Consider the following 17,690-nt stretch of genomic DNA (forward strand, 5'->3'; position numbering starts at 1 on the left):
GTGCGGCTGTCGCTGCTCACCTATCCCGTGCTGATGGCGGCCGACATCCTGGCGTACGGCGCGCAGGAGGTGCCGGTCGGGGAGGACCAGCGGCAGCACGTCGAGCTGACCCGGGACCTGGCGGTGCGGTTCAACCAGCGGTACGGGCACACCTTCACCGTGCCGAAGGCGACGCTTCCGGCAGTGGCCGCGCGGGTCATGGACCTGCAGGATCCGACGTCGAAGATGGGGAAGTCCCACGAGAGCGGGGCCGGGATCGTCTATCTGCTCGACGAGCCCGGGGTCGTGCGCAAGAAGGTGATGCGGGCGGTCACCGACAGCGGGGACGACGGGGTGGTCTACGACCGGGAGGCGCGGCCGGGAGTCGCCAATCTGCTGGACATCCTGGCGGCGTGTACCGGGGGTGATCCGGCCCTGCTCTCCGAGGGTTACAGCGGCTACGGGGCGCTGAAGCGGGACGTCGCCGACGCGGTGGTCGAACTGCTGCGGCCCGTACAGGAGCGGCACGCGGAGCTGGCGGGCGATCCGGCCGAGGTGGAGAAGGTGCTGCGGGAGGGTGCCGGGCGGGCCAGGGAGCTGGCGCGGCCGGTGGTGGACCGGGCGTACCGGGCCATCGGGCTGCTGGAGCCGTGACGGGTGGGGCCCCGCTTGCCGCGGGACCCCACCGTACGGACGTCTTAGCTGTTGCCGGAGGCGAGCTCGCGGCTGCGGTCGCGGGCCGCTTCGAGGGCGGCGATGAGGGCGGCGCGCACGCCGTGCTTCTCCAGTTCGACGATGGCGTTGATCGTCGTGCCGGCCGGGGAGGTGACGGCCTCGCGGAGCTTGACCGGGTGTTCGCCGCTGTCGCGCAGCATGACGGCGGCGCCGATGGCAGCCTGGACGATCAGGTCGTGGGCCTGGGCGCGGGGCAGCCCGAGGAGGATGCCGGCGTCGGTCATGGCCTCGACGAGGAAGTAGAAGTACGCGGGGCCGGAGCCGGAGAGGGCGGTGGCCGCGTCCTGCTGGGACTCGGGAACGCGCAGGGTCTTGCCGACGCTGCCGAAGATCTCCTCGGTGTGGGCGAGGTGCGCCGCGGTGGCGTGGCTGCCTGCGGAGATGACGGACATGGCCTCGTCGACGAGCGCGGGGGTGTTCGTCATGACGCGGACGACGGGGGTGCCGGGGGCGAGCCGCTCCTCGAAGAGGGCGGTGGGGACGCCGGCGGCGCCGCTGATGACCAGGCGGTCGGCGGGGACGTGCGGGGCGAGCTCGTCGAGGAGCTTGACCATGTCCTGGGGCTTGACGGTGAGGATGAGGGTGTCGGCGCGCTTGGCGGCCTCGGCGTTGGAGACGGCCTCGACCCCGTAGCGGGTGCGCAGTTCCTCGGCCCGTTCGGTGCGGCGGGCGGTGACGAGGAGCTTCGAGGCGGGCCAGCCGCCGCGGATCATTCCGCTGAGCAGGGCCTCGCCGATCTTGCCGGTACCGAGGACTGCGACTGTCTGGGTCATTCCCGATCCACCTCGCCGAACAGTTCTTGCGCGTGAGCTACGTATACGTCCTCATCCTTGCACCCGGGCGGGGAAGCGGGAGGCGCTGTCCGGAGTGCGGTCAGGCCCGTAGGTGTCAAGGCGTCCGGCGGCGGAGGGTGACCGCGCCGAGGGCGAGGACGAACAGGGCGCAGGCGGCGACGATCGCGGCGTCGCGGACGAAGTCGGCGGTCATGTCGGTGTGGGTGAGCACCTGGGTCATGCCGTCGACGGCGTAGGACATGGGCAGGACGTCGGAGAGTCCTTCGAGGACGGGGTGCATGGTGTCGCGGGCGGCGAAGAGGCCGCACAGGAGCAGCTGGGGGAAGATCACCGCCGGCATGAACTGGACGGCCTGGAATTCGGAGGCGGCGAAGGCGGAGACGAAGAGTCCGAGCGCGGTGCCGAGGAGGGCGTCGAGGAGGGCCACGAGGAGGAGCAGCCAGGGGGATCCGACGACGTCGAGGCCGAGGGCCCAGAGGGCGAGGCCGGTGGCGAGCAGGGACTGGAGGACGGCGACCGCGCCGAAGGCGAGGGCGTAGCCGGCGATGAGGTCGCCCTTGCCGAGCGGCATGGCGAGGAGGCGTTCCAGGGTTCCGGAGGTGCGTTCGCGCAGGGTGGCGATGGAGGTCACCAGGAACATGGTGATGAGGGGGAAGATCCCGAGGAGCGACGCGCCGATGCCGTCGAAGGTCTTGGGGCTGCCGTCGAAGACGAAGCGCAGCAGCGTGAGCATCAGTACGGGGATCAGGAGCATCAGCGCGATGGAGCGCGGGTCGTGGCGGAGCTGGCGCAGGACGCGGGCGGCGGTGGCGGCGGTGCGGGCGGCGTTCATCGGGTCTGCTCCCGGATGGCGGTGACGTTGGCGGCGGCGGCTTCGGCGTTGGCATTGGCATTGGCTTCGTCGACGAGGCGCAGGAAGCCCTCTTCGACGGTGGTGGCGTGGGTACGGGTGCGCAGTGCGTCGGGGGTGTCCTGGGCGAGGATGCGGCCCTCGCGCATGAGGAGCAGGTCGTGGCAGCGCTCGGCCTCGTCCATGACGTGGGAGGAGACGAGGATCGTCGCGCCGCGGGTGGCGGTGATGTCGTGGAAGAGGTTCCACAGGTCCCGGCGCAGGACGGGGTCGAGGCCGACGGTGGGTTCGTCGAGGACGAGGAGTTCGGGGGTGCCGAGCAGGGCGACGGCGAGGGAGACGCGGCTGCGCTGGCCGCCCGAGAGGTTGCCGGCGAGGACGCCGGCGCGGCTGGTGAGGTCGACGTCGGTGATGGCGCGGGTGACGGCGGCGGCGCGGCGGTCGGCGGCGGCGCGGCCGGGGTCGAGGACGGCGGCGAAGTAGTCGAGGTTCTGTCGGACGGTGAGGTCGTCGTAGACGCTGGGCGCCTGGGTTACGTAGCCGATGCGGGAGCGGAGCCGGGGGTGGCCGGCGGGGTCGCCGAGGACGTCGAGGGTGCCGGTGACGTGGGCCTGGGTGCCGACGACGGCGCGCATGAGGGTGGATTTTCCGCAGCCGGAGGGGCCGAGGAGGCCGGTGATGCGGCCGCGGGGGACGTCGAAGGCGAGGGAGTCGAGGACGGTGCGGAGGGTGCGGCCGGTGCCGCGCCGGACGGTGAGGTCCCGGGCGTGGACGGCGGCCGGGTCTCCCTCGGCCTGGTTATTCATCATGTGATGAATAATGCTCCTGGCGGTGCCGTGCCGTCAATCGCCGGGATGGATGCGGGCTGTCTCCTGCTGCTGCGCCGCCGCGAGCGGCGCCGGGCTACTTCTTGCGCTTGGACCGGCGGGCGGCCGGGTTCCCCGTACGGGTGCTGCGGCGGCGTGCGTATTCGGCCCGGGCGCGCTCGTACTCGGCGCGGCGGAGCTTCTCGCCCGGCGCCTCGCCGAGGCAGCGCAGGAAGTACGCGATCAGGGAGCCGATGAAACCGATCGCCTTGAGGCCCTTGAGGGCGGCCTCGTCGGAGGACGGGGCGGGGCGACTGCTGTAGGAGGCCCAGGTCTTGGTGAAGGCGATGGAGCTGGCGATCGCGAAGAGGATGACGACCGAGATGCTGAGGAAGGGGCCGACGTTGCCGATCTCCAGGCCCTCGTAGGCGAAGCGGAGCATCATGGCGGAGGCGATGGCGGTGGCCAGCGAGCCGATGGCGAGAGCGACGCGGCGCAGCGCGTAGCCGCCGTCGTGCTCGACCCAGGTGGTGCCGAAGAACGGGATCGGCTCGGGCTGCGGGCCTGCGGGCACCGCGGCCGGCTCGGCCGGCTCGGCGTGGGTCTGGTCTCGCTGGTCGTCGCTCACGTCAGCGATTATCCCTCGCCGGGCCGGTCGGGCCGGGTGTGTCTCACGTGTCAGACGGGTCGCCGGGACACGCCGGGCGCGCCGCGCCGCCCGCCGATCGCCGGGCCCGCTCCGGGACGGTCAGCCGCACTGGTTGGTGACGTAGCCGTCACTGCCGGTTCTCACGTACGCGTCGGAGACGAACCGGCCGTTGCCGACGCAGTCCCAGATGTCCGTCGTGCCGTACGGACCCGAGACGGTGGTGCCCTCGCACTGGCAACGGAGCGAGACGATCGCTCCGAGCGGCAGGACCTCGATGATCGGGTAGTTGGTGCCGGGCCCGTTGCGGACGTTCAGCCGGGCGCCGGGAGCGACCGGGAACATCGGGTAGCCGGAACCGGAGGCCGCGCTCTGGATCTGGCTGGAATCCTTCTCAACTGACATGCAAAATCTCCCCCCATGGCTGTTGCACTGCGCAACTCGCGCAGGGTAGCAGGACCTTGAAGATGCGCAGGGGTCATCGACTAGGCTCCGACGGGGGTGGTGAGCGGTGCATTCGCTGCGCGCGGACTACGTGGGCTTTCCGGAGTACGCCGGGCAGTACCGGCTCGAATCGGTGCTCGGCTCCGGAGGGATGGGCGTCGTCCATCTGGCCACGTCCGACTCGGGGCTGAAACTCGCCGTCAAGATCGTGCACGCCGAGCACGCGGTGGATCCGGAGTTCCGGGCTCGGTTCCGCCAGGAAGTCGCGGCCGCACGGCGGGTGAGCGGGGCATTCACCGCGCCCGTGGTGGATGCCGACCCCGATGCCGAACGGCCTTGGATGGCAACGCTGTTCATCGACGCGCCGACGCTCGCCGAACGGGTACGGGAACACGTCCTCGACCCCGTGGAACTCGCCCGGCTCGCCGCCGGCCTGAGCGAGGCCCTGCGGGACATCCACCGGGCCGGAGTGGTGCACCGGGACCTGAAACCCAGCAACGTGCTGATGGCTCCGGACGGCGTGCGGGTCATCGACTTCGGGATCTCGCGTCCGGCGGACAGCGACCTGCGGACCGAGACCGGGAAGCTGATCGGCACTCCGCCGTACATGGCGCCCGAGCAGTTCCAACGACCGCGGGACGTGGGGACGGCCGCCGACGTCTTCGCCTTGGGGTCCGTGCTCGTGCACGCGGCGACGGGGCACGGACCGTTCGACTCGGACAGCCACTACCTGGTGGCGTACCAGGTGGTGCACAGCGAGCCCGATCTGACCGGGCTGCCGCGGCGGCTCGTACCGCTCGTCGCCCGGTGCCTGGCGAAGGATCCGGAGCAGCGGCCCACCGCCGAGGAGCTGATCGCCGAGATGCGGGCGATCGCGTACCCGACGGCCGAGGAAACCCAGGCCTTCGTCCCCCGGCAGCGGCAGCCCGCCGACTCGGAGCAGATCACGCACCAGCGGGTACGGAGCGCCGTCGAACCCGGGACGGCCGCCGGACGCCGGGCCCGCCTGGCCGTCGGGATCGGGGTCGGGCTGCTGCTCACTGGCGCTGCCGCAGTCGGCGGGTACTGGCAATTCGGAACGGACGGCGGACACCCCGGCCAGATCGCCGCGCAGGCTGATCCTGCACCGCAGAAGAGCTTCGCGCCCTGGGCCGTCCCCTTGGGGAAGCCCGGTACGGGCAGCCGGATCGGAGCCTGCTCCTGGCAGTCGCAGGCCCTCTACTGTGCCGGTCCGGGCCTCGTCGCGGCCCGCCTGAACCCCGCGGACGGCACGACCCTGTGGGCGGTGGAGGCGACCACCGAGGCGCCCCGGACGAAGGCCCTCCGTGCGCCGCTACACGCGGGCGGGCAGGTCCTCGTCGTGGCGCCGGACTACGAGACCCTCCAGGCGCTGGACCCGGGCACGGGAACGGAGACCTGGAGGCGGAAGCTGCCGGGCGTCACACAGGTGGTGACAGCGGGCGGGCAGGTCCTGCTCTTGGGACCGACCGGCAGCGTCACTGCCCTGGACGCGGCCACCGGCACGCCGCGCTGGACCCAGCAGATCGGCGGGGCCGGTGCCGAGTGGTGGGGCGGCACGGACGAGCCCGGAGCCCCCGGGGGGCTGTACGTGGCGACACCCGGGAGCGACAGCGGGTCGACCCAACTCGCCGCGGTGGACCCGTCGAACGGGACGGTGCGCTGGCAGCTCCGGACGGCGGGGCGGCTGCGCCCGGTCGGCGTGGCGCAGGGCGGGCTGTACCTGCTGGACCTCGACGCGTCCTCCCGGACCGGCGCGGTCGTGCGCGCCGACCTGGCGGGGCACGGGGTGCAGCGCGTGCAACTGACAGCGCCGGTCTACGACGCGGAACCGGCCGTGGGCCAGGACGGCACCGTGTACCTCTTCGGGACCTCGGGCACGCTGGTCGCGGTCGGAGCGGCCAAGGAGCAGTGGCGACTGGAGACGGGCGTGGCCGTGGCCTCCCGACCGGTGTTTGCCGACGGCCGGGTGTTCCTGATGACCCCGGACGGGCGGCTCCTGGCCTTCGACGCGGCCAACGGGCGTGCTGCGGGACAGACGAAGCCGCGCATGGCCGACACCAGCGCCAAGTACACCTCCACCTTGCCCGCGCCCGCGGTCGGCGGTGGGCGGGTGTTCACGGGGGCGCCCGACGGGTCAGTGTTCGCGGTGGCCGCAGGGGATCCCGGCGCCTGGTGAGACGCCGGCGCCCCCGCACCGGAGGGTGCGGGGGCGCCGGCCGGGTCGGTCGTCAGCCCAGGAGGGAGACGTCGCGGACCGCGCCCTTGTCGGCGCTGGTGGCCATCGCGGCGTAGGCGCGCAGGGCTGCGGAGACCTTGCGCTCGCGGTTCTTCGGGGCGTAGACGCCGCCGAGGGCCGCGTGGCGGGCCGCCAGGGTGGCCTCGTCGACGAGGACCTCGATGGACCGGTTCGGGATGTCGATGCGGATCCGGTCGCCGTCCTCGACGACCGCGATGGTGCCGCCCGAGGCCGCTTCCGGGGAGGCGTGGCCGATGGACAGGCCCGAGGTGCCGCCGGAGAAGCGGCCGTCCGTCACCAGGGCGCAGGACTTGCCGAGGCCGCGGCCCTTGAGGAAGGAGGTCGGGTAGAGCATCTCCTGCATGCCGGGGCCGCCCCGCGGGCCCTCGTAGCGGATGACGACGACGTCGCCCTCCTTGATCTGCTTGTTGAGGATCTTGTCGACGGCCTCGTCCTGGGACTCGCAGACGACCGCCGGGCCCTCGAACGTCCAGATCGACTCGTCGACGCCGGCGGTCTTCACGACGCAGCCGTCGACGGCGATGTTGCCGCGCAGCACGGCGAGGCCGCCGTCCTTGGAGTACGCGTGCTGCACCGAGCGGATGCAGCCGCCCTCGGCGTCGAGGTCGAGGGTCTCCCAACGCTTGGACTGGGAGAAGGCGGTGGCGGAGCGCTCACAGCCGGGGGCCGCGTGCCACAGTTCCATCGCCGTGTCGCTGGCCGTGCCGGAGCGGGCGTCCCACTTCGCGAGCCAGTCCTCCAGGCCGTCCGAGTGGACGGTGGTGATGTCCTTGTTGAGGAGACCGCCGCGGTGCAGCTCGCCGAGGATGGCGGGGATGCCGCCGGCGCGGTGGATGTCCTCCATGTAGTACGTGCCGCCGGGCGCCACGTTCGGCGCGACCTTGGCCAGGCACGGGACGCGGCGCGAGACGGCGTCGATGTCGGTGAGGTCGTAGTCCAGGCCCGCTTCCTGCGCGGCGGCCAGCAGGTGCAGGATCGTGTTCGTGGAGCCGCCCATCGCGATGTCGAGGGCCATGGCGTTCTCGAAGGCCTCGCGGGTGGCGATGCTGCGCGGGAGGACGGACTCGTCGCCGTCCTCGTAGTAGCGCTTGGTGATCTCCACGACCGTGCGGCCGGCGTCCTCGTACAGGGCGCGGCGGGCCGTGTGCGTGGCGAGGACCGAGCCGTTGCCGGGCAGGGCCAGGCCGATGGCCTCGGCGAGGCAGTTCATCGAGTTGGCGGTGAACATGCCGCTACAGGAGCCACAGGTCGGACAGGCGTTCTCCTCGATGCGGAGCACGTCCGCGTCCGAGACGTTCTCGTTGGAGGCGTCGACCATGGCGTCGATCAGGTCGAGCTTGCGGACGGTGCCGTCGACGAGGGTGGCCTGACCGGCCTCCATCGGTCCGCCCGAGACGAAGACGACCGGGATGTTGAGGCGCATGGCGGCCATCAGCATGCCGGGGGTGATCTTGTCGCAGTTGGAGATGCAGATCAGCGCGTCGGCGCAGTGCGCCTCGACCATGTACTCCACGCTGTCGGCGATCAGGTCGCGGGACGGCAGGGAGTACAGCATGCCGCCGTGGCCCATGGCGATGCCGTCGTCGACCGCGATGGTGTTGAACTCGCGCGGGATCGCACCGGCGGCACGGATGGCGTCGGAGACGATGCGGCCGACGGGGGCCAGGTGGGTGTGACCGGGGACGAACTCGGTGAAGGAGTTGGCGACCGCGACGATCGGCTTGCCGATGTCCGCGCTCGCTACGCCCGACGCGCGCATAAGCGCACGCGCGCCTGCCATGTTGCGGCCGTGGGTGACGGTGCGGGACCTCAGCTCGGGCATGCGGTTTCACTCCCCATGAGAGCGGCTGTACGGTCAGCCGCGACTGCGGATATGGCTCAGCTACGAGGCTACGCCCACCGCCCGCGATCCGGACACCGTGTCCGGATGCCGGGACGGCGGGCTCATTCCTCGGTCAGGTACCGCTGGAGCGTGGGCGCCACGAGGGCCACGATCTCCTCCGGGTCGGCGGAGGCGAGGGGCTCCACCTGGACCACGTACCGCAGGATCGCGATGCCGACCATGTGGGAGGCGGCCAGCTCGGCACGGAAGGTCGGGTCGGAGACGTCGAGGTCTGCGGCGACCCGCTCCAGGACCCGCCGCAGCACCAGCCCGCGCAGCACCTTCGCGGCGGCCTCGTGCGTCAGCGCGGACCGGATCACCGCGAGCAGCGGTGCCCGGGTGGCCGGGTTCTCCCAGACGCCGAGGAAATAGCGCGCCAGACGCTCTCCGATGCCGTCCGGCCCCTCCCCCACGACGGCGGGGACCACCAGGGCCGGCTCCATGCTGATCTCGATGGCCGCGGCGAACAGGTCGTCCTTGCTGCCGAAGTAGTGGTGCACCAGCGCCGGGTCCACGCCGGCGACCTTCGCGATGCCGCGCACGGACGTCTTGTCGTACCCGCGCTCCGCGAACACCTCGCGGGCGGCGAGCCGGATGCGCTCCTGGGTGCCGGGGCCGTCGTCGGCCTCGTCCTGCCGGGGCCGGCCGGGGCCGCGGCGGCGCGGCTTGGGTGCGTCAGGGGCATCGGTCACGGCCGGCGGGCCCCGTCGCGCTCGGTGCTGGCGGTGGCGAGGTGCAGGCGGGTGAAGGCCAGCGCCTCGGCGAGGTCGGCCTCGCGCTCGGCGGAGGACATCGCCCGGCGGGTGTTGACCTCGATCACCACGTGCCCGTCGAACGAGGTCCGCGCGAGGCCCTCCAGCAGCTCGGCGCAGGGCTGCGTCCCGCGGCCCGGGACCAGGTGCTCGTCCTTGGCCGATCCGTTCCCGTCGGCGAGGTGGATGTGCGCGAGCCGGTCGCCCATCCGGTCGATCATCGCGGAGGCGTCGGTACGGGCGGTCGCGGTGTGCGACAGGTCGACGGTGAAGTGGCGGTAGTCGTCCTTCGTCACGTCCCACTCGGGGGCGTAGGCGAGCATCTCGCGGTCGCGGTAGCGCCACGGGTACATGTTCTCCACGGCGAACCGGACGTCGGTCTCGTCGGCCATCCGCCAGATGCCGGTGACGAAGTCCCGCGCGTACTGGCGTTGCCAGCGGAAGGGCGGGTGCACGACCACGGTGCTCGCCCCGAGCCGCTCGGCCGCGGCCTGGGCGCGCTGCAGCTTGGTCCACGGATCGGTGGACCAGACCCGCTGGGTGATCAGCAGACACGGCGCGTGCACGGCCAGGATCGGCACCCCGTGGTGGTCCGACAGCCGGCGCAGGGCTTCGATGTCCTGACTGACCGGATCCGTCCAGACCATCACCTCGACGCCGTCGTAACCGAGGCGCGCGGCGATCTCGAAGGCGGTCGCCGTCGACTCCGGATAGACCGAGGCTGTGGATAGGGCGACTTTCGCGGTCGGGACACGAACTGGTTCTGCCACGAGGACAGGGTACGGGCCCGGGAGCGGGGGTGACCGTGACGCAGGCCACGGGGGCGGCCCACCGACGACCTGTTGCGAGCCGGGGCGCTTGGGGCAGGGGGCCGGTCCGTGGCGTCGCCCGCTCCCGCTGCCGCGGCTCCACTGCGCAACGTCCGCTGCAGGACTATCGCTCCAGCCGCAACCAACACGTCGGCGCAGGCGTCGCATTGATCATGGGACGCGAATGGCTCTTTTCCCTCATCCCCCTGACGATCGGCGTCCTCTTCCTCGCCTTCGGCCTCTACGGCCTGCGCTACAGCCGTTCGGTTCGCCGCCACGGCGTCGATGCCCGGGCTCGGATCGTCCGTCACAAGATCTCGCGCAGCGACGAAGGCACCAAGTTCTACGCCCCGGTTGCCGCTTGGACGGACCGGGACGGGCGGGCCTGCGAACACGCCTCCAGGTTCGGCCGCGGAAAGGTCCCAAGCGCCTTCCGCGTGGGGGCGCAGGTCACGGTGCGGTACGACCCGGAAAGGCCGGACCGGTTCGAGATCGAGGGCTGGGACATGAGGTGGATGGACCTCTTCGCCACCGTGCTGGGGTCGATCTTCACCGCGGGCACGATGACGGTGGTGCTCGTGCGGCTCCTCACCCTCTGACCACGGCCCGGCCGGGCCGTACCCGGAGCGACCGCCGGACGCGGTCGACCAGAAGCGGACGGCGACCCGGGACGGCCCGAGCCCGACCCAAGACGGCCGTCAGACGCTGAGACGCGAGGAGCGCGTGGCGACGGAGCGCGCTCCCCGACCCGGGGCCGGTGTCGATGGGCCCCGCCTGCCGGTCGCACCCCTTCACGCCCGACCGGGCAGGGCGTCTTCGACCGCCCCGCGCCTGAAGGCATCCGCCCGGCCCGACCCGGAAGGACGATGGGACTGACGGGAAACCCCGAACACGTCCCCGACGCCGATCAAGAGGCTCCCGCCCGCCGGAGCCGCCCCGGCCCTCACGCCCCCGGTGCCGGCATGTGGTCCAGCCTGCGCAGGATCACGCCCTCGCGCAGGGCCCACGGGCAGATCTCCAGTTCCTCCACGCCGAAGAGGTCCATCGTGGCCTCCGCCACCAGCGCTCCCGCCAGGAGCTGGTTCGACCGGCCCTCCGAGACGCCCGGGAGGGCCGCGCGCTGGGCCGTGGTCATCGCCGCCAGGCGCGGGACCCACTCCTCCAGGGACTTGCGGCTCAGGTCCCGCTGCACGTACAGGCCGTCCGCCGAGCGGGCCGCGCCCGCGATGCGGGCCAGCTGCTTGAAGGTCTTCGAGGTGGCCACCACGTGGTCCGGCGCGCCGAAGCGGCGGAACTCGCCGACCGTCCGGGCGATCTCCGCCCGCACGTGCCGCCGTAGCGCCCGGATGTCCAGCGCGTCCGGCGGGTCGCCCGGGAGCCAGCCCGAGGTGAGGCGGCCCGCGCCCAACGGGAGCGAGACGGCCGCGTCCGGGTCCTCGTCGATGCCGTACGCGATCTCCAGCGAGCCGCCGCCGATGTCCAGGACCAGCAGCTTCCCCGCGGACCAGCCGAACCAGCGGCGGGCCGCGAGGAAGGTGAGCCGGGCTTCGTCCTCGCCGCTCAGCACCGGCAGGTCGACACCGGTCTCGGCCTTGACCCGCGCGAGGACCTCGTCCGCGTTCGTGGCCTCGCGTACGGCGCTGGTCGCGAAGGGGAGGACGTCCTCACACCCCTTGTCCTCGGCCGCCTGGACCGCGTCGCGGATCACCGAGACGAGACGCTCGACGCCTTCGGGAGTGACGGCGCCGCGCTCGTCGAGCAGCTCCGCCAGCCTCATCTCCACCTTGTGCGAGTGCGCCGGCTGCGGGCGCGCACCAGGGTGCGCGTCCACCACCAGCAGATGGACCGTATTCGAACCCACATCCAGCACACCGAGTCTCATAGGGGGAAACGCTACTGCGAGGAAGACTCGGGGGTTGAGTAAGGGGCGCATAGGCTTGGGTTTGTGCCAAATACGAAGAAGGCCAACAAGACCCGGTCGCAGAAGGACGCGGGCAAGGACACCGACAAGGCAAAGGCAAGGGCCAAGGCGAAGGCCAACGCCAAGGGTGGCAGGGACAAGGCCGCGGTCGCGGCCGACGAGAAGGGGCTCGACTTCCCCCGGGCCTGGGTGGAGTTCCCCGACCCCACCGACGACGAGCAGGTCTTCCGCTGTGACCTGACCTGGCTGACCTCCCGCTGGACCTGCATCTTCGGCAGCGGCTGCCAGGGCATCCAGGCGGGCCGGGCCGACGACGGCTGCTGCACGCTCGGCGCGCACTTCTCCGACGAGGACGACGAGAAGCGCGTCGCGCAGCACGTCGCCCGCCTGACGCCCGAGCTGTGGCAGTTCCACGACGTCGGCAGCGAGAGCGGGTGGACGCAGCACGACGACGACGGGGAGAAGCAGACCCGCCGCTGGGACGGCGCGTGCATCTTCCTGAACCGGCCGGGGTTCCCCGCCGGGGCGGGCTGCTCGCTCCACATCCTCGCGGTGAAGGAGGGCCGGGAGCCGTTGGAGACCAAGCCCGACGTCTGCTGGCAGCTGCCGATCCGCCGGACCTACGAATGGATCGACCGGCCGGACGACACGCGCGTGCTGCAAGTGTCGATCGGTGAGTACGACCGCCGCGGCTGGGGGCCCGGCGGCCACGACCTGCACTGGTGGTGCACGTCGGCCACCTCCGCGCACGGTGCCGGCGAGCCGGTGTACGTGTCGTACCGCCCCGAGCTGACGGAGCTGATGGGCAAGGAGGGCTACGCCGAACTCGTGAAGCTGTGCGAGGCGCGGCTGTCCTCGCTGCTGCCGATGGCCCCGCACCCCGCGGATCCTGCCTGACCCAGGCCCTTCAGGCCCCTCGGGCCCCTCAGGGCCCCGGCGATGCCGACGGGGCCGGGTCCGGCGCGGGGGAAACCGTTCCGCCTGAGCCCTCCGTCGGGGACGGCTCGGGCGTCGGGGACGGCGGCGGGATCGTCGGCTCCGTCGGGGACGGCGACGGGGTGGAAGGCTGCGTCGGGTCCGGCGAGGGCTCCGGGGTCGCGGGCCGCGTCGGGTCCGGGGTGGGCGCGGGCGTCGCTGCGGGGCGGCCGCGGCCCTGGATGGAGACCACCGCGCCGCTCGGGTCGACCCCGACGCGGGCCGTCCAGGCGCCGACCGGCTGGCCCTCCGGGTCCACGGTGATCCGTAGGGTGACCGATTCTCCTGGGGCCAGCGTGCCCGCGGTGCGGCTCGCGCGCAGCCAGGGGGCGTCGGACCAGAGCCGCCAGTCCACGGGGGCACCGCCAGAAGCGGTGAGGGTGAGCAGGGTGACGGCGCCCTGTGCGGACGCGGCCACCGTGAGGCGGCCGGCACCGCCGGGGTGGTCGGGGGTCGCGGGCGGGCCGCTGCTGATGACCTCGACGGAGACGTCGGAGGTGGTGTCGCTCTGGGCGAAGCCGGGTCCACTGGTGGTGGTGGCCGCGTTCCCGGTGTTCTCGTAGGCGGTCAGCGGGCGGCCGTCGGTCCGTGCGGTCGGGAGCTCGGACTCGCTGGCGGAGATGCGGGTGGCGTCGCCGCCGGGCTCGCCGGTGTCGGGTCCGCCCCGGTACGCCGCCCACAGCGCCAGGACCGGGGCGGCGACGACGGTGGCGACCACGGTGGTGGTCACCACCCGGGCGCGCAGCCGCTCCCGGCGGGCCGCACGGTCCTTCGGGTCCATGGGGAAGCCGGTGCGGTCGAAGCGTGGGGCGGGCCCTCGGCCGCGGCCCCGGCCGGAACGGACCATCGCGGCGTGAACGGCGGTGCGAGGGGCGGGTACGAGGGGGAGCGCGGCGGTGTTGATGCCGCCGGAGCCGGGCCAGGGGCCCGCGGCGCCCACGCGTTCGGCGACGCGCCGACATCGGGGGCAGTCGTCGACGTGACGGACGAGCTCGGCTCGCAGGGTGCTGGAGAGCAGGACGTTGCGGTCGCCCTCGCCGTCGTCGCCGGTGAGCCGGGAGACGACGGGACAGTTGCCGGTCTCGACGACGGCGAGGGCGGCCCGGGTGCGCTCCACCTCGCAGGCGGCTCCGGAGAGCAGCTCACGGGCGGCGGCCGCGGGGGTGCCGAGGACGGCGGCGAGTTCGGGGACGCCGAGCCGGTGGCGGACGGCGAGTTCGAGGGCCTCGCGCTGCTCGGGTGTGGTGCCGGCGGCTTCGGGCCAGGCGAGCCGGGCCAGCTCCGTACGGCGGTAGGCGCTCACGTCAAGGGGCCGATGGGCGTCCTGGCCGGGGTCGGGTGGCATGTCATCACCCGGATCACCCGGCGCACGGTCACGCTCAACATGCGCCGGCGCACGCCGAGCAGAATGCGCTCCCTGGCGCGCGCGCCGCTGATCGGCCAGCCGGTGCAGGCAGCCCCAGCGGGCGAGTGCGTACAGCCAGGCGCGCCGGTGCCCCTCGTCGGGGCAGCGACCGGGGTGCCGCTCGGCCACGGCGAGGACGTCCCCGAGCACGTCGGTCGCGGTGTCGTGGTCGCACAGGACCGACAGGCAGTACGTGAACAGGCCGTCCAGGTAGGGCTCGTGCCGGAACGGCGGCGCCTGCTCGGCCCCGTGGGGCGAGTGCCCGTGCGCCCGGTGTGCGCCGGTGCGCGCTGAGGAGTGTGCCTGGCTGCTGCTGTTCACCTGGCGACCGTAGGCGGCGCGCTGGTAAGGCCTTGGAAGCCTTCGCCACTTTTAGCCCTTACGGGTGAACAGATCGGTGAGGTGCTGACGCATGCCCTGACGTGGTCGGACCGGCGGGGCCTGCCGCCTCGGTCCGCCGCACCCTCCGCACCCTCCGCGCCCCCCGACCGGGACCCCGGTCCGGCCTGTCGGTGCGGGCGGTTACCGTGAACGGCATGGCTGCCCGCACCGCTCGTTCATCCGCCAAGGACCGTCCGTCCTACCGCTGCACCGACTGCGGCTGGACGACCGCGAAGTGGCTCGGCCGCTGTCCCGAATGCCAGGCCTGGGGCACCGTCGAGGAGATGGGCGCGCCCGCCGTACGGACCACCGCCGCCGGCCGGGTCTCGACCGCCGCCCTGCCGATCGCGCAGGTCGACGGCCGGACCGCGACCGCCCGCAGCACCGGCGTGGACGAGCTGGACCGCGTCCTCGGCGGTGGGCTCGTGCCCGGTGCCGTCGTGCTGCTCGCCGGCGAGCCCGGCGTCGGCAAGTCGACCCTGCTGCTGGACGTCGCGGCGAAGGCGTCCAGTGACGAGCACCGGACGCTGTACGTGACCGGCGAGGAGTCGGCCAGCCAGGTGCGCCTGCGGGCCGACCGGATCAACGCCCTCAGCGATCACCTCTACCTCGCCGCCGAAACCGATCTGTCCGCCGTCCTCGGTCATCTCGACGCCGTGAAGCCCTCCCTGCTGATCCTGGACTCCGTACAGACCGTCGCCTCCCCCGAGATCGACGGTGCGCCCGGCGGCATGGCCCAGGTGCGCGAGGTCGCCGGAGCGCTGATCCGCGCCTCCAAGGAGCGCGGGATGGCCACCCTCCTCGTCGGCCACGTGACCAAAGACGGAGCCATCGCCGGTCCCCGTCTGTTGGAGCACCTCGTCGACGTGGTGCTGAGCTTCGAGGGCGACCGGCACGCCCGGCTGCGGCTGGTGCGCGGCATCAAGAACCGGTACGGGGCCACCGACGAGGTCGGCTGCTTCGAGCTGCACGACGAGGGGATCACCGGGCTCGCCGACCCGAGCGGGCTGTTCCTGACCCGGCGGGCCGAGGCCGTTCCGGGCACCTGCCTGACGGTGACTCTGGAAGGGAAGCGTCCGCTGGTCGCCGAAGTACAGGCGCTGACCGTGGACTCCCAGATCCCCTCCCCCCGGCGCACGACCTCGGGCCTGGAGACCTCGCGCGTGTCGATGATGCTGGCGGTGCTGGAGCAGCGCGGCCGGATCACGGCGCTCGGCAAGCGCGACATCTACAGCGCCACCGTGGGCGGGGTGAAGCTCACCGAGCCGGCCGCCGACCTGGCGATCGCGCTCGCGCTGGCCTCCGCCGCCAGTGACGTCCCGCTGCCGAAGAACCTCGTGGCGATCGGTGAGGTCGGCCTGGCCGGCGAGGTGCGACGGGTGACCGGCGTGCAGCGGCGGCTCGCGGAGGCGCACCGGCTGGGATTCACGCACGCGCTGGTCCCGGCGGACCCGGGGAAGGTGCCGGCCGGAATGAAGGTCATCGAGGTGGCCGACATGGGTGACGCGCTAAGGGTGTTGCCGCGCGGCCGCTCGCGTACGCCGGCCAAGGAACGGTCCGCGGAGTAGCCGGCCCGGGGAAAGACCTGCGGAAGACCTGCAGAAGACCTGTGGAAGCCATCGGGGTAGCCCCAGGGGGAGGACCCGGGGGTGGCCCCGAGGGAAGGCCCAGAAGGAAGATCCGGGGGAAGACCCGGGGACGATCCCCTGGTCAGGGCGTCCGCACGGGCCCCGCCCGGGCCCTACCTGGCCAAGCCACGGCGGGGCCGTAGCGCGCGCCGGTAGACTTTGTGCTGGTCCGCCCGGCCGTACGCACGTCCTCGTGCCCGCGGCGCTGGGCGGCGCAACCCGCGACCGGAGGAGTGCAGTGGCAGCCAAGGACGGGGCAGCAGCATCCGGGAAGTCGGGTGCGAGCTCCAAGCAGGAGGCCATGATGCGCGCCTCGCTGAGCGCGGTCGCACCTGGTCAGCCGTTGCGCGACGGCTTGGAGCGGATCGTCCGCGGCAACACCGGCGGGCTCATCGTCCTCGGTATGGACAAGAGCGTCGAGGCGATGTGCACCGGCGGCTTCGTCCTGGACGTGGAGTTCACCGCGACCAGGCTGCGCGAGCTGTGCAAGCTCGACGGCGCGCTGATCCTCGACAAGGACATCACCAAGATCCTGCGGGCCGGAGTGCAGCTGGTGCCGGACGCGTCGATCCCTACGGAGGAGACGGGCACGCGCCACCGTACGGCCGACCGCGTCTCCAAGCAGTGCGGCTTCCCCGTGGTGTCGGTGTCGCAGTCGATGCGACTGATCGCGCTGTACGTGGACGGGGAGCGGCGGGTCCTGGAGGAGTCCGGGGCGATCCTGTCGCGGGCGAACCAGGCACTGGCCACGCTGGAGCGGTACAAGCTGCGCCTCGACGAGGTCGCGGGCACGCTGTCGGCGCTCGAGATCGAGGACCTGGTCACGGTGCGCGACGTGACGGCGGTCGCGCAGCGGCTGGAAATGGTCCGCCGGATCGCGACCGAGATCGCCGAGTACGTGGTCGAACTGGGCACGGACGGGCGACTGCTGTCGCTGCAACTGGACGAGCTGACGGTCGGGATCGAGCAGGAGCGTGAGCTCGTCATCCGCGACTACGTGCCGGAACCGACGGCGAAGCGTTCCCGCACGGTGGACGAGGCGCTGGCGGAGCTGGACGCGCTGACGCATCCGGAGCTCCTGGAGCTGCCGATCGTGGCGCGGGCACTGGGGTACACGGGCTCGCCGGAGACGCTGGACTCGGCGGTGTCGCCGCGCGGGTACCGGCTGCTGGCGAAGGTGCCGCGGCTGCCCGGCGCGATCATCGAGCGGCTCGTGGAGCACTTCGGCGGACTGCAGAAGCTGCTCGCGGCCAGCGTCGACGACCTGCAGACGGTGGACGGGGTGGGCGAGGCCCGTGCGCGGAGCGTCCGCGAGGGCCTGTCCCGGCTGGCGGAGTCGTCGATCCTGGAGCGGTACGTCTAGCCTGCGTTCAGCCTGCGGCTTCGCTCGGCCGACCGCCCTCGT

Annotated in this window: 16 protein-coding genes (1 of these 16 only partly in view); 6 read left to right on the forward strand and 10 right to left on the reverse strand. The window is 72.6% G+C overall.

What is annotated here, in order from left to right:
• Window positions 1-633: the 3' portion of a tryptophan--tRNA ligase gene (gene trpS / locus OG207_RS19625; RefSeq protein ID WP_329099781.1), read on the forward strand. The gene continues 372 nt to the left of window position 1, outside the view; the window shows 633 of its 1,005 coding nt (coding positions 373-1,005); its start codon lies off the left edge, out of view; its stop codon occupies window positions 631-633.
• A gap of 44 nt (window positions 634-677) precedes the next feature.
• Here trpS and proC read toward each other — a convergent pair whose 3' ends face one another.
• The 5 genes from proC to OG207_RS19650 all read right to left on the reverse strand — a co-directional run bounded on the left by proC (window position 678) and on the right by OG207_RS19650 (window position 4,215).
• Complete coding sequence (gene proC / locus OG207_RS19630; protein WP_329099782.1) at window positions 678-1,487, reverse strand: pyrroline-5-carboxylate reductase; 810 nt, start codon at window positions 1,485-1,487, stop codon at window positions 678-680.
• A 115-nt stretch (window positions 1,488-1,602) separates the two neighbouring features.
• A complete protein-coding gene (locus OG207_RS19635) occupies window positions 1,603-2,340 on the reverse strand; it encodes an ABC transporter permease (protein ID WP_329099783.1) in 738 nt (245 codons plus the stop codon).
• Window positions 2,337-3,167 (reverse strand): ABC transporter ATP-binding protein, encoded by an 831-nt coding sequence (locus OG207_RS19640; protein WP_329099785.1) that lies wholly within the window; start codon window positions 3,165-3,167, stop codon window positions 2,337-2,339. Before OG207_RS19640 ends, OG207_RS19635 begins: the two co-directional genes overlap by 4 nt.
• Before the next feature lie 94 nt (window positions 3,168-3,261).
• The gene (locus tag OG207_RS19645; protein WP_402696724.1) at window positions 3,262-3,792 is read right to left on the reverse strand and encodes a hypothetical protein; all 531 of its coding nucleotides are present in this window, start codon (window positions 3,790-3,792) and stop codon (window positions 3,262-3,264) included.
• 120 nt (window positions 3,793-3,912) lie between these two features.
• Window positions 3,913-4,215: a peptidase gene (locus tag OG207_RS19650; protein ID WP_329099786.1), complete on the reverse strand. Its 303-nt coding sequence runs from the start codon at window positions 4,213-4,215 to the stop codon at window positions 3,913-3,915.
• A 106-nt stretch (window positions 4,216-4,321) separates the two neighbouring features.
• On the opposite strand from OG207_RS19650, the gene OG207_RS19655 reads away from it, so the two are divergent.
• On the forward strand, window positions 4,322-6,451 hold the full coding sequence (locus OG207_RS19655) for a serine/threonine-protein kinase (RefSeq protein WP_329099787.1): 2,130 nt from the start codon (window positions 4,322-4,324) through the stop codon (window positions 6,449-6,451).
• A 52-nt stretch (window positions 6,452-6,503) separates the two neighbouring features.
• Here OG207_RS19655 and ilvD read toward each other — a convergent pair whose 3' ends face one another.
• The 3 genes from ilvD to OG207_RS19670 all read right to left on the reverse strand — a co-directional run bounded on the left by ilvD (window position 6,504) and on the right by OG207_RS19670 (window position 9,936).
• Window positions 6,504-8,354 (reverse strand): dihydroxy-acid dehydratase, encoded by a 1,851-nt coding sequence (ilvD, locus tag OG207_RS19660; RefSeq protein WP_329099788.1) that lies wholly within the window; start codon window positions 8,352-8,354, stop codon window positions 6,504-6,506.
• A 122-nt stretch (window positions 8,355-8,476) separates the two neighbouring features.
• Window positions 8,477-9,106 carry a TetR/AcrR family transcriptional regulator gene (locus OG207_RS19665; RefSeq protein WP_329099789.1) on the reverse strand — a complete coding sequence of 210 codons (630 nt, stop codon included), beginning with the start codon at window positions 9,104-9,106 and terminating at the stop codon, window positions 8,477-8,479.
• Entirely contained in the window at window positions 9,103-9,936 is an 834-nt protein-coding gene (locus tag OG207_RS19670) for a sugar phosphate isomerase/epimerase family protein (RefSeq protein ID WP_329099791.1), read from the reverse strand. The genes OG207_RS19665 and OG207_RS19670 overlap by 4 nt, the downstream gene beginning before the upstream one ends.
• 212 nt (window positions 9,937-10,148) lie before the next feature.
• Between OG207_RS19670 and OG207_RS19675 the strand changes: the two genes are divergently transcribed.
• Window positions 10,149-10,574 (forward strand): DUF3592 domain-containing protein, encoded by a 426-nt coding sequence (locus tag OG207_RS19675; RefSeq protein WP_329099792.1) that lies wholly within the window; start codon window positions 10,149-10,151, stop codon window positions 10,572-10,574.
• A gap of 344 nt (window positions 10,575-10,918) precedes the next feature.
• Here OG207_RS19675 and OG207_RS19680 read toward each other — a convergent pair whose 3' ends face one another.
• Window positions 10,919-11,857, reverse strand: a complete 939-nt coding sequence (locus OG207_RS19680) for a Ppx/GppA phosphatase family protein (protein WP_329099793.1) — start codon at window positions 11,855-11,857, stop codon at window positions 10,919-10,921.
• A gap of 63 nt (window positions 11,858-11,920) precedes the next feature.
• On the opposite strand from OG207_RS19680, the gene OG207_RS19685 reads away from it, so the two are divergent.
• Window positions 11,921-12,793: a hypothetical protein gene (locus tag OG207_RS19685; RefSeq protein WP_329099794.1), complete on the forward strand. Its 873-nt coding sequence runs from the start codon at window positions 11,921-11,923 to the stop codon at window positions 12,791-12,793.
• Window positions 12,794-12,821: 28 nt separating this feature from the next.
• Here the strand turns inward: OG207_RS19685 and OG207_RS19690 are convergent, their stop codons facing one another.
• Window positions 12,822-14,597 (reverse strand): BACON domain-containing protein, encoded by a 1,776-nt coding sequence (locus OG207_RS19690; RefSeq protein WP_329099795.1) that lies wholly within the window; start codon window positions 14,595-14,597, stop codon window positions 12,822-12,824.
• Between the two features lie 215 nt (window positions 14,598-14,812).
• Between OG207_RS19690 and radA the strand changes: the two genes are divergently transcribed.
• Together radA and disA are read left to right on the forward strand one after the other, a co-directional pair.
• Window positions 14,813-16,225, forward strand: a complete 1,413-nt coding sequence (gene radA / locus OG207_RS19695; RefSeq protein WP_329099796.1) for a DNA repair protein RadA — start codon at window positions 14,813-14,815, stop codon at window positions 16,223-16,225.
• Between the two features lie 298 nt (window positions 16,226-16,523).
• Window positions 16,524-17,648: a DNA integrity scanning diadenylate cyclase DisA gene (gene disA, locus OG207_RS19700; protein WP_266603467.1), complete on the forward strand. Its 1,125-nt coding sequence runs from the start codon at window positions 16,524-16,526 to the stop codon at window positions 17,646-17,648.
• The last annotated feature ends 42 nt before the right edge of the window (window positions 17,649-17,690 follow it).

Origin of the sequence: Streptomyces sp. NBC_01439, from assembly GCF_036227605.1 — a bacterium.
In the GTDB taxonomy this organism is placed as follows: Bacteria; Actinomycetota; Actinomycetes; order Streptomycetales; family Streptomycetaceae; genus Streptomyces.

Coding starts and splice junctions, on each gene's coding strand:
- OG207_RS19635 (WP_329099783.1), bottom strand. CDS start 2,340: ATGAACGCCGCCCGCACCGCCGCCACCGCCGCCCGCGTCCTGCGCCAG.
- OG207_RS19675 (WP_329099792.1), top strand. CDS start 10,149: ATGGGACGCGAATGGCTCTTTTCCCTCATCCCCCTGACGATCGGCGTC.
- proC (WP_329099782.1), bottom strand. CDS start 1,487: ATGACCCAGACAGTCGCAGTCCTCGGTACCGGCAAGATCGGCGAGGCC.
- OG207_RS19650 (WP_329099786.1), bottom strand. CDS start 4,215: ATGTCAGTTGAGAAGGATTCCAGCCAGATCCAGAGCGCGGCCTCCGGT.
- ilvD (WP_329099788.1), bottom strand. CDS start 8,354: ATGCCCGAGCTGAGGTCCCGCACCGTCACCCACGGCCGCAACATGGCA.
- OG207_RS19640 (WP_329099785.1), bottom strand. CDS start 3,167: ATGATGAATAACCAGGCCGAGGGAGACCCGGCCGCCGTCCACGCCCGG.
- OG207_RS19680 (WP_329099793.1), bottom strand. CDS start 11,857: ATGAGACTCGGTGTGCTGGATGTGGGTTCGAATACGGTCCATCTGCTG.
- radA (WP_329099796.1), top strand. CDS start 14,813: ATGGCTGCCCGCACCGCTCGTTCATCCGCCAAGGACCGTCCGTCCTAC.